The following is a 13296-nucleotide window of genomic DNA, read 5'->3' as shown; positions in this document are numbered from 1 at the left end:
GCCCCCGTGGCGTCCCACCGTCGACCCAAGCAGCCGAGCCGTACTCGCGTGACCGTGCTCACCGCCACCGCCGCGGCGGCCGTCGCCCTTTCGTCCCAGGCCGCCCAGGCCGACCCTCACCAGTCGAAGAAGGACGTCAAGTCCGAGGTCGACAAGCTGTACAACGAGGCCGAGCAGGCCACCGAGAAGTACGACGGGGTCAAGGAGCAGCAGGACAAGCTCCAGAAAGAGGTCGACGACCTCCAGGACAAGGTCGCCCGCGGCCAGGGTGAGCTGAACCAGATGCGCAAGGGCCTCGGTGCCGTTGCCTCCGGCCAGTACCGCAGCGGCAGCATCGACCCCTCGGTCCAGCTGTTCCTCTCCGGCGACCCGGACACCTACCTCGAAAAGGCCGCCACGCTCGACCAGTTGAGCGGCAAGCAGGCCGATCAGCTCAAGACCGTCGCGGACAAGCAGCGCCGGCTCGCCCAGGAGCGCGCGGAGGCCTCGGCCAAGATCAAGGACCTCTCCGAGACCCGTAAGGCGCTCGGTGACAAGAAGGACGAGATCAAGGGCAAGCTGGCCGAGGCGCAGCAGCTGCTCAACAAGATGACGGCCAAGGAGCGGGCGGCCATGCAGGCCGAGGAGAACCGCGCCAACCGCAGCAACTCGCGGGTTAACCTCGGCGATGACGTGCCGGCCTCGCAGCGCGGTGCGGCCGCCCTCGCCGCCGCCCAGTCCAAGATAGGTTCGCCGTACGTCTGGGGCGCCACCGGCCCGTCGTCCTTCGACTGCTCGGGTCTGACCTCCTGGGCGTACCAGCAGGCCGGCCAGTCGCTGCCGCGTACCTCGCAGGCCCAGGCCAACGCCGGTACCCGGATCGCCTCGCAGAGCGACCTCAAGCCCGGCGATCTGGTGCTCTTCTACAGCGACCTGCACCACATCGGCCTCTACGCGGGCAACGGCCAGGTGCTGCACGCACCCAAGCCCGGCGCCTCCGTGCGCTACGAGCCCATGAGCAACATGGAGTTCGCGTTCGGCGTCCGGGTCTGACACGTCCGGGCCTGACGCGTCCGGATCTGAAAAGCCTCACAAACCGCTCAACCTGCCGCCCGAACGGGCGAATTGCGGCTTCGGCCGCTGACTTACCGCCCCGCCGGTGACCTGCACAGTCACCGGCGGGGCGGCTTTTTGCGGGCGAAAGGGCGGCTTTGGCCGGATCGCACCGGCGCCGTACTGTCTGCCCTCGCAGCTTCCGGTTCACCGGCCGTCCTCCCGGGGCGGCAGGGGCTTGCCCCGGGCTCGGCTGCGCTCAAGCAGGGGGTACCCCCGTCGGAAGGAGTTCGGCTCTCGTGGCGTCCCACCGCCGTACCTCGCAGCAAGGCCGGACCACCCTCGCCTCGGTCACCGTGGTGTCGGCCGCCCTGACGGCCGCGGCCGCCGGGCTGTCGGCACCGCAGGCCGTTGCCGACCCCGCCGGCCGCACCGCCGCCCGCGACGCGGCGGCCTCGCGGGTCGACCGTCTCTACGAACAGGCGGAGCGGGCCACCGAGAAGTTCAACGGCGCGGACGCCCGGACCAAGAAGCTGCGCCGCCAGGTGGCGGCACTCCAGGACCGCACCGCCCGCGCCCAGGAGCGGGTCAACCGGCTGCGCGGCAGGCTGGGCGCGCTCGCGGCCGCCCAGTACCGGGCCGGCGGGATGGACCCCACCATCCGGCTGATGCTCTCCGAACGCCCCGACACCTACCTGGAGAAGGCCTCCGCCCTCGACCGGCTGGGCGCGGGCCAGGCCCGCGAGCTGCGCGGGCTGCGGGCCGCACAGCGCTCCCTGGAGCAGCAGCGCAGGGAGACCGTACGCAAGCTGGCGGAGCTGGAGGCCGGACGCAAGGAGGTCGTGCGCCACAAGAAGGACGTCCAGCACAAGCTGGCCACGGCGCGGCGGCTGCTGAACGCGCTGCCCAAGGACGCCAGGGCGGCCTACGCACGGGCTTCGCGGAGCGACGGGCGCCACGAGGCGGTCCCGGACCTGCGGGGGGCCGTACCGGCCTCCGGGCGGGCCGCGGCGGCCGTCGCCGCGGTGCGGGCCGCGGTCGGCCGACCCTACGCGTGGGGCGGCAACGGCCCCTCGGCCTTCGACTGCTCCGGACTCACCCAATGGGCCTACGGGCGGGCCGGCGTCTCCCTCCCGCGTACCTCACAGGCGCAGCGCGGCGCCGGCCGGCAAGTGCCCCTGAGTCAGGCGCAGCCCGGTGACCTGGTCATCTACCGTTCGGACGGCAGCCATGTCGGGATGTACGTCGGCAACGGCCACGTGGTCCACGCGCCCTATCCCGGCGCACGGGTCCGCTACGACCCCGTCGGGATGATGCCGATCTCCGCCGTCACCAGGCCCTGAGGCGGGGCGCAGCGTTTTTGCCCCGGCCGGGCCGGATCTACGATCGTCCGCATGTCACACCAGTGGGCAAGGCGACGGCTGCCGCGGGCCGGGGCGGCGGGCTGTGCCGCCCTGCTCCTCGCGCTGCTCGTCCCGCTGACCGGCTGTGCGCCCACGAACTCCACCCCGGCCCGCTACCCGGACGTCCAGCGGATGCTCGACACCCGTGCGCGGGCCGTCCAGCACCGGGACGCGGCGGGCTTCCTGGCCACCGTCGACCCGCGGGCCACCGGCTACCGGGACCGCCAGCGCGCGATGTTCGCCCACCTCGCGGGCGTGCCGCTGGCCGAGTGGCACTACGAGCTCGACGCCACCGGCGCCTTCCCGCTCGCGGCCGGCGAGACCGACGCGCGCCTGGCGGCGAAGGTGCAGCTGCGCTACCGCTTCCGGGGCTATGACACCTCGCCGGTGCACGCCGTCCAGTACCTCACCCTGACCCGGCGGGACGGGCGCTGGCTGATCTCCTCCGACACCGACGGCGCGGCGGCGGGCAAGAGCGGCACCCGCCAGCTGTGGGACCAGGGCCCGGTGCGGCTGGTCCGCGGCCGGTACAGCCTGGTCCTGGGCGACGCCGCGCACCTGGCGCGGCTGAAGGACCTGGCGCACCGGGTGGACCGGGCGGTGCCCGCGGTGTCGGCCGTCTGGAAGGGGAAGTGGTCGCGGAAGGTCGTGGTGGAGGCGCCGGATTCGGTTGAGCGGATGGCGCAGCTGATGGGCAGCGACGACGCGTCCGGCTATGCGGGGATCGCGGCGGTCACCACGGGGGAGGCGGGGGTCTCCACCCCCGCGCCCGCGGACCGCGTGATCGTCAACCCCGAAGCCTACGAAGAACTCAACGACCTGGGCCGCACGGTGGTCCTCACGCACGAGACCACCCATGTCGCCACCCGCACGGCCACCACGACGGCGACTCCGCTGTGGCTCTCGGAGGGCTTCGCCGACTGGGTCGCCTACCGGGGCAGCCACCGCAAGCCCGCCGCCACCGCCCCCGAACTGACCCGTGCCGTCGCCCGGGGCACGGTCCCCGCCCGCCTGCCGACCGACGCGGACTTCGGCTTCAAGGCAGGCGCCGACCGGCTGGCCAAGGCCTACGAGGGCAGCTGGCTGGCCTGCCGGATGATCGCCGGCAAGTGGGGCGAGGACCGACTGGTCGCCTTCTACCGGGCGGCGGGCCAGAGCGCGCTCGGTGTCTCGTCGGGGAGCGCGGGGGCACCGATGGAGGCGGCCACGGCGGCCACGGCGGCCGCCGCGGGCTCCCCCACGGCCGCACGGGCCGCCGGCCCCGGACACCGGCCGCCGGTCCGCGCCGACCGGACGGACCGCGCCCTGCGTTCCCAACTGGGCATCGGTATCGCGGAGTTCACCCGGCTGTGGCGGGCCTATGTGAGGGCACAGTTGCGGCGGTGAGGGCGCCCGCCGGGCTCAGCGTCCCGGTGCCGGCGATCCGTCCGCCGGGGTCTGCGTCCGCTGCGCGGAGCCCGTGAGCCGTGGGGGAGCGGCGGTGGTCTCGCCGGCCGGCCGGCGTGCGCGCACCACGTCCGGCGGCGCCGTACGCCCGGCCCCGCCGTCCCGCGTCGCGACCCACAGCCGGCGGCAGGCGAGCAGCGACGCGGCGACCAGCAGACCGTTGCGCACGGCCAGCAGCACCACGGCCGGCAGATCGCTCGCCACGATGTGCGCGAACCAGACGGGGAACTCCAGCTGGGTGAGCCCGGTGGCCAGCAGGACCAGCACGGCCGGCAGCGTCTGCCGGCCCGCCCGGACCGTCACACACACCGCGGCGAGCCCCACCAGCCAGAGCATGTACTGCGGGCTGATCACGCGGCTGGTGGTCGTGAACAGCAGGGTGGCGGTGAAGGCGGCGTCGCACAGAGTCGTGGGGCCCGGCTCCCCGGCGCGCAGCCGCCACAGGAACAGCCAGCCCACGGCGGCGAGGCTCAGGGTGAGTGCCACGGTGCTGACGAGCGGGACGCCCGGCCCGAGGAATTCCAGCGAGCCGTAATGCAGCAGCACCTGCCCGTCCCACCCGTACTGCCGGGCGATGTGGAAGACCAGCGCGCCGAGCGATTCGACCTCCGTCCCGCGGTCGCGCTGGAAGGTGAGGAAGGCCAGCGCGCCCGGTGCGGCGGCCACGAAGCACAGGGTCAGTCCGGCCGCGGTGCCGGCCGCGCTCCACCACAGGGCGCGGGCCCGGCGCCCGCGCACCGCCGCCCCCGTCAGCAGCAGCACCGGCCAGACCTTCAGCAGCGCACCGAAGGCGACCAGGGCGCCCGCCACCCGTGGCCGGCGGGCGGCCGCGAACAGCGCGGCGACGGCGACGGCGGTGACCATCAGGTCGTAGCGGGCGTAGGCGGTCGGTCCCAGCAGCGCCACGCCCGCGATCCACACCCAGGCCCCCGCCGGGCGGTGGCCGGGGCGCCGGCCGGCCCGCAGGAAGAGCACCAGCGCCGCCGCGTCCGTGAGCAGGATCAGGGTGTAGAACGCGGGGACGTAGTCCAGGAACGGCAGCAGACCGGGGGAGAGGATCGCCAGCGCCGCGGCCGGCGGGTACTGCCAGGTCACATCGGCCAGCGGGAAGGTGCCGGTCTTCAGGACCTCGGACCAGTTCTGATAGATCACCGAGACATCGGTGGAGACATCCGGCCCCGGCAGCACCAGCACCCTCAGGACGCAGAGCAGGATCACGGCCCGGGTCACGGTCCAGGCCGCGACCGGGAGCCACACCCCGCGCGCTCTGCTGATGCTGCTCATCGTCACCTCATCGCTCCTCGGCCGTGGCCCTCCGGCGCCGCCCGCGGCCCCGCGGACCCGGTGCCCGGTGCACCGCGGACCGCTCGTGCCCTCTGCATGATGCCGGTAGTGGCCGGTCACGACCGTAGACGAGAAGGGGCGTGGTGGGGCGGGCCGCCCCCGGCCCGGCGCCGACCGGTACTGTCGGGCCGAAACCGCCGCGACCGACCGCCGCGACCGACCGCCGAGACCACCGCCGAGAGACCATCGTGCACAAGACCTTGATCGTCACGAACGACTTCCCGCCCCGGCCCGGCGGCATCCAGGCCTTCCTGCACAGCATGGCGCTGCGTCTGGACCCCTCCCAGGTCGTCGTCTACGCCTCGACCTGGAAGCGCGGCGCCGAGGGCCTTGCGGCCACCGCCGCCTTCGACGCCGAGCAGCCGTTCCCGGTGGTGCGCGACCGTACGACGATGCTGCTGCCCACCCCGCGGGTGACCCGCCGGGCCACCGGGCTGCTGCGCGAACACGGCTGTTCCTCGGTGTGGTTCGGCGCGGCGGCGCCGCTCGGGCTGATGGCGCCGGCGCTCCGCTCGGCCGGTGCCCGCCGCATCGTGGCCACCACGCACGGCCACGAGGCGGGCTGGGCGCAGCTGCCGGCCGCCCGGCAGCTGCTGCGCCGGATCGGCGAGGGCACCGACACGCTCACCTACCTCGGCGAGTACACCCGCTCGCGCATCGCCGGTGCGCTCACCCCGCAGGCCGCGCGGCGGATGGTCCAACTCCCGCCCGGCGTGGACGAGAAGACCTTCCACCCCGGCTCGGGAGGCGACGCCGTACGGGCCGCACTCGGGCTCACCGGCCGGCCGGTGGTGGTCTGCGTCTCGCGGCTCGTCCCGCGCAAGGGCCAGGACACCCTGATCGAGGCGATGCCTGCGGTCCTCTCCGCGGTGCCCGATGCCGTCCTGCTGATCGTCGGCGGCGGCCCGTACGAGAAGGAACTGCACGCGCTGGCCCGGGAGAAGGGCGTCGGGGACGCGGTGCGCTTCACCGGCCCCGTCCCCTGGGAGGAGCTGCCGGCCCACTTCGGCGCCGGCGACGTCTTCGCGATGCCCTGCCGCACCCGCCGCGGCGGGCTGGACGTCGAGGGCCTGGGCATCGTCTACCTGGAGGCCTCCGCCACCGGACTCCCCGTGGTGGCGGGCGACTCGGGCGGCGCCCCCGACGCCGTCCTGGACGGCGAGACGGGCTGGGTCGTCCCCGGCGGCTCCCCGGCCCCCACCGCGGACCGCCTCGTCACCCTGCTCCAGGACCCGGACCTGCGCCGCACCATGGGCGCACGCGGCCGCGCCTGGGTGGAGGAGAAGTGGCGCTGGGACCTGCTGGCGGAACGGCTGAAGGAACTGCTCTAGGGGACCGGCCGCCCGGAAGGCATCCGCCCAGGCCGCCCGCCCCGTACGGCGCGGGCATGCGGCGTCCCGGGCAACGGAAAACCGCCGCCGTGGCGTGCGGCCACGACGGCGGATCACAGCGGCAGCGGACCGGCCCCGGGCCTGATCCGGGGCCCCTACGCCCGGTAAAGCGCCTCGATGTCCTCCGCGAAGTCCTTGGCCACCACGTTCCGCTTGAGCTTCAGCGAAGGCGTGACATGGCCCGACTCCTCGGTGAACTGGGTCGGCAGGATACGGAACTTGCGCACGGACTCGGCCTTGGAGACGGCCGCGTTGCCGTCGTCGACGGCGCGCTGGACGGCGGCCAGCAGCTCCGGGTCCCCGGAGATCTGAGACGGCGTCACATCGGCGGGGTGGCCGTGCTCCTCGGCCCAGCGGGGCAGGAACTCCTCGTCGAGGGTGACCAGTGCGCCGATGAACGGCCGGCCGTCGCCAACGACCATGCACTCGGCGATCAGGGCGTGCGCCCGGATACGGTCCTCGATCACGGCGGGGGCGACGTTCTTGCCGCCCGCGGTGACCAGGATTTCCTTCTTGCGGCCGGTGATGGCGAGGTAGCCGTCCTCGTCGAGGGTGCCGAGGTCGCCGGTGTGGAACCAGCCGTCGGACAGCGCCTCCTTGGTGGCCGACGGGTTGTTCCAGTACTCGGTGAACAGGTGCTCGCCGTGCAGCAGCACCTCGCCGTCGTCGGCGATCCGTACCACCGAACCGGGCAGTGGCTGGCCCACGGTGCCGATCTTCTGCCGGTCCCAGGGGTTGAAGGCGGTCGCCGCACAGGACTCCGTCAGGCCGTAGCCCTCGAGGGCGGTGAAGCCGATGCCGCGGTAGAAGTGGCCGAGGCGTTCACCGAGCGGGGCGCCGCCGGAGATGGCGTGGGTGGCGCGGCCGCCGAGGACGGCGCGCAGCTTGCTGAAGACCAGCCGGTCGAAGACCTTGTACTTCAGCTTCAGCCCGAGCGCCGGGCCCTGGGGGGTGTCCAGCGCGCGGCTGTAGGCGATGGCGATGTCCGCCGCCTTGTCGAAGATCTTGCCCTTGCCGTCGGCCTGCGCCTTGGCCCGCGCCGAGTTGTAGACCTTCTCGAAGACCCGGGGCACGCCCAGGACCAGCGTCGGCCGGAACGAGGCGAGGTCGTCGGTGAGGTTCTTGATGTCGGGAGCGTGGCCCAGCTTGATGGGCGCCATCACCGCGGCGACCTGCACCAGCCGGCCGAAGACGTGCGCGATGGGGAGGAAGAGCAGCACCGAGGAGTCGCCGGTGCGGAACAGCGGCCGCAGCCGTTCGACGATGTTGCCGCACTCGGCGAAGAAGCTGCGGTGGCTGAGCACACAGCCCTTGGGGCGGCCGGTGGTGCCGGAGGTGTAGACGATGGTGGCCGGCGAGTCCGCGTCGGCGAGCGCGCTGCGCGCGTCCACCTCCTCATCGGAGACGCCGGCGCCCGCGGCCCGCAGCCGCGCGATGGCGTCCCGCTCGATCTGCCAGATGTTCTCCAGCTCCGGCAGCCGGTCGCGGACCGATTCGACGGTCGCCTCGTGGGTGGGGGACTCCACCAGGCAGGCCACCGCGCCGGAGTCGCCGAGGATCCACTGGATCTGTTCGGCCGAACTGGTCTCGTACACGGGGACGGTGACGGCTCCCGCGCTCCAGATGGCGAAGTCCAGCAGCGTCCACTCGTAGCGGGTGCGCGACATCAGGCCGACCCGGTCGCCGGGCCGCACGCCCGAAGCGATCAGACCTTTGGCAGCGGCGCGGACCTCGGCGAGGAAGGTGGCGGCGGTGACGTCCTGCCACCCGCCGTTCACCTTGCGTCCCATGACGGCAACATCCGGGTGCTGCGCGGCATTTCGGCGGATGAGATCCGTCAGATTGCCGTCCGCGGGGACCTCGTACAGGGCCGGAAGGCTGAACTCGCGCAAGACTGCTGCTCCTCAAAAGCGCCGGCGCCACGACGCTGTGTGTACACCGACGGCGGTCCATGGTGATGCAAGGGGGATTGGACTGCCCGGACGTTACCCATGGGTATTGCGTTGGGGATAGAGGGGATGGCCAGATGTTCGATGCGTCACACGCCGTGGGGCACGCCATGGAGTACTTTCCCGCGCAGACTAGACCAGCGGGTCGGTGACCCGAAAGTAACCCGGGGTACCGGCCCCCTCCCCGTGCCCGCCCGCGCGATCTAGGGTGACGCCATGCGTGTGCATGTGGTCAGTGACGTACACGGCAACAGCCGGGACCTCGCGGCGGCCGGAACCGGTGCCGATGCCCTGCTCTGCCTCGGTGACCTGGTTCTCTTCCTCGACTACGCCGACCATTCGCGCGGCATCTTCCCCGACCTCTTCGGCGCCGGGAACGCGAGCGCGCTGGTCGAACTGCGCACCGCCCGCCGCTTCGAGGAGGCCCGCGCACTGGGCCGCCGGCTGTGGGGCGAGCTCGACGCCACGGGCGCGAGCCGGGAGTCCGTCATCGAGGGCGCGGTCCGCAAGCAGTACGCCGAACTCTTCGCGGCCTTCCCCAGTCCCACGTACGCCACCTACGGCAACGTCGACATCCCGCGCCTGTGGCCCGAGTACGCGGGAGACGGCGTCACCGTCCTGGACGGCCAGCGGGTGGAGATCGGCGGCCGGGTCTTCGGCTTCGTCGGCGGCGGCTTGAGCACGCCGATGCGGACCCCTTACGAGATCAGCGACGAGGAGTTCGCCGCGAAGGTCGAGGCGGTCGGCGAGGTGGACGTGCTGTGCAGCCACATCCCGCCCGAGGTCCCCGAGCTCTGCTACGACACCGTCGCCCGCCGCTTCGAGCGCGGCAGCACCGCCCTGCTGCACGCCATCCGCACCACCCGGCCGCGCTACGCCCTCTTCGGCCATGTGCACCAGCCGCTTGCCCACCGGGTCCGGGTCGGGGCCACGGAATGCATCAATGTCGGCCATTTCAATGCGACCGGGACGCCCTATGTCATGGAGTGGTGAGACCGGCCGTACCGGGGCGTGAACCCGGGCCGTCCCGGGTCGCGGACCCCGGCGGCCCCCGGTCGTGAACCCGGTGGCGGGCGGCCGGGAGGCGCCCCGCCCCGTCGTGCCGGGCCTGCTGGTGTCCGCCCGCGGGTTCCCGCGCGGTAGCCTCAGAGCCGGTAGCAGCACAGACACCGCGCAAGGGGTCTCCCCGGCTCATGGGGGCGCCACCGCTCAGGCGAAGCCGGGAGCGGGGGAGGAGCCGAGAGCTCGGGGAAGGTCGGCGGACCGGCATGAATCGGCATGATGGAGGAGTCACGGCGATGGCCGAACACACCAGCTCGAGCATCACGATCGAGGCGGCACCCGCCGAAGTGATGGGAGTGATCGCCGACTTTGACCGCTACCCGGAATGGACCGGCGAGGTCAAGGAGGCGGAGGTCCTGGAGAAGGACGACCACGGCCGCGCCGCGCAGGTGCGCCTGCTGCTGGACGCCGGAGCGATCAAGGACGACCACACCCTCGCCTACACCTGGACCGGGGAGAGGGAGGTCAGCTGGTCCCTGGTCAAGTCGCAGATGCTGCGCGCCCTCGACGGTTCCTACCGCCTGGCCGCGCTGGGCAACGGCGCGCGCACCGAGGTGACCTACCAGCTCACCGTCGACGTCAAGATCCCCATGCTCGGGATGATCAAGCGCAAGGCGGAGAAGGTCATCATCGACCGCGCGCTGGCCGGGCTGAAGAAGCGCGTCGAGAGCGGTCCCGCCGAGCACGCCGCAGGGTCCGACCACGCCGCCGGGTCCGCCGACGAGGCCAAGAAGCTCTGAGCGTGCGCACCGTCCTCGTCACGGGCCCCGGCGGCGCGGGCCGCACCACGCTCGCCGCCGCGACCGCCCTGGCCGGCGCCCGCCGGGGCGCGCGGGCGCTCCTGCTCACCACCGAGAGCAGCGCCCCGGAGGCGGTGCTCGGCACCCCCCTCGGTGCCGACGCCCCCACCCCGATAGCGCCGGGCCTGCACGCCCTGCGGATCGACCCCGGGGACCGCTTCCGCCAGGAATTCCTCGCCTTCCAGGAGCGGGCCGGCGCGGCCCTCGACCTGCTCGGCGCCAGCCCCCTCGACGAGGACGAGCTCACCGAACTCCCCGGCTGTGAGGACTTCGCGCTGCTGCACGCGCTGCGTGCCGAACACGCCTCGGGCGACTGGGACATGGTCGTCGTCGACATGCCCTCGGCCGCCGAAACGATCCGGCTGCTCGCCCTGCCGGCCCAGGTGCGCCGCTATCTGCGCCGCCTGCTGCCGCCCGAACGCCAGGCGGCCCGCGCCCTGCGTCCGGTGCTCGCCCAGCTCGCCGGTGTCCCGATGCCGGCCCAGAAGCTCTACGACGCCGCCGAGCGCTGGGAGAGCGAACTCGCCGCCGTCCAGCGGGCGATCGACGACCCCGGCACGTCCGTACGCCTGGTCACCGACGCCGGACCGGTCGCCGCCGCCAACCTGCGCACCATCCGCGCCGGCCTGGCGCTGCACGGCCGGCGCACCGACGGTGTGGTCGTCAACCGGCTGCTGCCCACCGGCTCGGCCGACCCGTTCCTCGCCGCGCTCTCCGGCAGCCAGCAGAGCGCCCTCAAGGCGCTGCGCGAGGAGTTCCCCGACCTCCCGGTCCACGAGGTGGCGCACCTGGGCCGCGACCCGCAGGGCGTCGACGAGCTGGACGAGCTGATCGACGGGCCGGCCGCCCGGATCGGCACCGAGGGACCCGACGACGGGCCCCGCCCCGACCCCTGGACCGTCGAGGACCGGCTGGCCACCGACGGCATCCTCGTCTGGCGGGTGCCGCTGCCCGGCGCCGAACGCAAGGGCCTCGGCCTGGTGCGCCGCGGCGACGAGATCGTGGTCAGCGTCGGCCGCTTCCGGCGGATCCGTACGCTCCCCTCCGCGCTGCGCCGCTGCACGGTCTCCGGCGCCGGACTGCGCGACGGCTCCCTGGAGATCCGCTTCACCCCCGATCCGGACCTGTGGCCCAAGAGCGACTGAACGCGCTACCACCGTTCGGGTACCGTCGAAGGTGGGCCCCACCCGGGGTGCCTCGCACCCCTTCGCCGTACCGCTTCGCCGCAGGAGTCACGGAGTTCCTCATGAGTGATGCCACCGAGCGCCCCGCCGACCGCAGGGCCGAGCCCGATGCCGACGCCTGGGAGACGGCCTGCGCCGAGGACCTTGCGGCGGAGAAGGCCCGGCACCGTGCCGCCCACGGCCCGCAGCCGGGCAGCGCGGCGGAGGAGCTGCGCAAGCTCGCCGACGCGGTGACCGACAAGCTTTCCGGCATCCAGCTGCCCGGCGCGCTCGGCGGCATCGCGGCGCAGGGCGCCGTCAGCCAGCTGTTCAAGCAGGCCAAGGCGGCCGTCGAGCCGGTCATCGAGCGCAACCCCGACCTCTTCGACCACCTCGCCGCGGCCGGCTCCGAACTCCTCGCCGCCTACCGCTCCGCCGTCGAGAGCAGCGAACGCCGCTGGACCCGTGACGACCTCGACGACGGCCCCGCCGCCCGCCGCGGCGACGACCCCCGCGACGACGACGGCCCCACCGGCACCGAGCGGATCGACCTCGACTGAGTCCCCGCAGCCTCGCACCACGGGGCGGCCGCCCGGCCCGCCGCTCGACGGGCGCGGTCGGCGCCCCCGCCTCCGGTACGGTGGGGCCTGGCGGGGTTCGAGCGAAAAACTGAGGGACACATGGGACTCACCATCGGCGTCGACATCGGCGGCACGAAGATCGCGGCCGGCGTGGTCGACGAAGAGGGCTCGATCCTTGAGACGTGCAAGGTTCCGACTCCGCATGCCACCGCAGCGCTGACCGAGGCCATCGCGGACGCGGTGCGGACCGTCGGGGCCGGCCACCGTGTCGAGGCCGTCGGCATCGGTGCCGCCGGCTATGTCGACGAGAAGCGCGCCACGGTCCTGTTCGCACCGAACATCGACTGGCGCCACGAACCGCTCAAGGACAAGGTCGAGCAGCGTGTCGGCCTCCCCGTGGTCGTCGAGAACGACGCCAACGCCGCGGCCTGGGGCGAGTACAAGTTCGGCGCCGGCCAGGGCCACAGCGACGTCATCTGCATCACCCTCGGCACCGGCCTGGGCGGCGGCATCATCATCGGCAACAAGCTGCGCCGCGGCCGTTTCGGCGTCGCCGCGGAATTCGGGCACATCCGGGTGGTGCCCGACGGTCTGCTCTGCGGCTGCGGAAACCAGGGCTGCTGGGAGCAGTACGCCTCCGGGCGCGCCCTGCTGCGCTACGCCCGCCAGCGCGCGTTCGCCACCCCCGAGAACGCCCAGATCCTGCTGTCGCTCGGCGACGGCACCTCCGAGGGCATCCAGGGGCGGCACGTCAGCGAGGCCGCCCGCCAGGGCGACCCGGTCGCCATCGACTCGTTCCGTGAGCTGGCCCGCTGGGCCGGCGCCGGCCTCGCCGACCTCGCCTCGCTCTTCGACCCGTCCGCCTTCATCGTCGGCGGCGGCGTCTCGGACGAGGGCGAGCTGGTCCTGGGGCCGATCCGCAAGTCCTTCCGCCGCTGGCTGGTCGGCAACCAGTGGCGGCCGCACGCCCAGGTGCTCGCCGCCCAGCTCGGCGGCAAAGCCGGTCTGGTCGGCGCGGCTGACCTGGCGCGCCAGGGCTGAGGGCCCGCGGGCCCGCACGCCTGCTCATCCGTACGGCACCGCCCGCCGCGTCCCCCAGGGGTGCGGCGGGCGGTGCTCTATGTT

The 13296-nt window shown here is 73.4% G+C and carries 11 protein-coding genes; 9 read left to right on the top strand and 2 right to left on the bottom strand.

All coding sequences use genetic code 11. From position 1 onward, the window contains the following. Positions 1–6 precede the first annotated feature (6 nt). From CFW40_RS08960 to CFW40_RS08950, 3 genes are all read left to right on the top strand, one after another. Positions 7–1032 (top strand): NlpC/P60 family protein, encoded by a 1026-nt coding sequence (locus CFW40_RS08960; RefSeq protein WP_088797287.1) that lies wholly within the window; start codon positions 7–9, stop codon positions 1030–1032. Positions 1033–1331: 299 nt separating this feature from the next. Continuing rightward, on the top strand, positions 1332–2375 hold the full coding sequence (locus tag CFW40_RS08955; protein ID WP_088797286.1) for an NlpC/P60 family protein: 1044 nt from the start codon (positions 1332–1334) through the stop codon (positions 2373–2375). A 51-nt stretch (positions 2376–2426) separates the two neighbouring features. Next, positions 2427–3821 carry a hypothetical protein gene (locus CFW40_RS08950; RefSeq protein ID WP_088797285.1) on the top strand — a complete coding sequence of 465 codons (1395 nt, stop codon included), beginning with the start codon at positions 2427–2429 and terminating at the stop codon, positions 3819–3821. Between the two features lie 15 nt (positions 3822–3836). On the opposite strand, the gene CFW40_RS08945 is transcribed toward CFW40_RS08950, so the two are convergent. Next, entirely contained in the window at positions 3837–5165 is a 1329-nt protein-coding gene (locus CFW40_RS08945; RefSeq protein ID WP_088801988.1) for a glycosyltransferase family 87 protein, read from the bottom strand. 248 nt (positions 5166–5413) lie between these two features. On the opposite strand from CFW40_RS08945, the gene CFW40_RS08940 reads away from it, so the two are divergent. Continuing rightward, positions 5414–6556: a glycosyltransferase family 4 protein gene (locus CFW40_RS08940; RefSeq protein WP_088797284.1), complete on the top strand. Its 1143-nt coding sequence runs from the start codon at positions 5414–5416 to the stop codon at positions 6554–6556. A 155-nt stretch (positions 6557–6711) separates the two neighbouring features. Here CFW40_RS08940 and CFW40_RS08935 read toward each other — a convergent pair whose 3' ends face one another. Next, positions 6712–8508, bottom strand: a complete 1797-nt coding sequence (locus CFW40_RS08935; protein WP_088797283.1) for a long-chain fatty acid--CoA ligase — start codon at positions 8506–8508, stop codon at positions 6712–6714. Between the two features lie 273 nt (positions 8509–8781). Here CFW40_RS08935 and CFW40_RS08930 point away from each other — a divergent pair, with 273 nt between their 5' ends. From CFW40_RS08930 to CFW40_RS08910, 5 genes are all read left to right on the top strand, one after another. Then, on the top strand, positions 8782–9558 hold the full coding sequence (locus CFW40_RS08930) for a metallophosphoesterase (protein WP_088797282.1): 777 nt from the start codon (positions 8782–8784) through the stop codon (positions 9556–9558). Positions 9559–9863: 305 nt separating this feature from the next. Then, the gene (locus CFW40_RS08925; RefSeq protein WP_088797281.1) at positions 9864–10367 is read left to right on the top strand and encodes an SRPBCC family protein; all 504 of its coding nucleotides are present in this window, start codon (positions 9864–9866) and stop codon (positions 10365–10367) included. A 2-nt stretch (positions 10368–10369) separates the two neighbouring features. Continuing rightward, positions 10370–11572, top strand: coding sequence for an ArsA family ATPase (locus tag CFW40_RS08920; protein ID WP_088797280.1), 1203 nt, complete (start codon positions 10370–10372; stop codon positions 11570–11572). A 101-nt stretch (positions 11573–11673) separates the two neighbouring features. After that, a complete protein-coding gene (locus tag CFW40_RS08915) occupies positions 11674–12150 on the top strand; it encodes a DUF5304 domain-containing protein (RefSeq protein ID WP_088797279.1) in 477 nt (158 codons plus the stop codon). Between the two features lie 120 nt (positions 12151–12270). Next, positions 12271–13212 (top strand): ROK family glucokinase, encoded by a 942-nt coding sequence (locus tag CFW40_RS08910; RefSeq protein WP_088797278.1) that lies wholly within the window; start codon positions 12271–12273, stop codon positions 13210–13212. Positions 13213–13296: the final 84 nt, after the last annotated feature.

This window comes from Streptomyces sp. 2114.4, assembly GCF_900187385.1.
Lineage (GTDB): Bacteria > Actinomycetota > Actinomycetes > Streptomycetales > Streptomycetaceae > Streptomyces > Streptomyces mooreae.
This window is presented reverse-complemented; position numbering and strand designations above follow the sequence as displayed.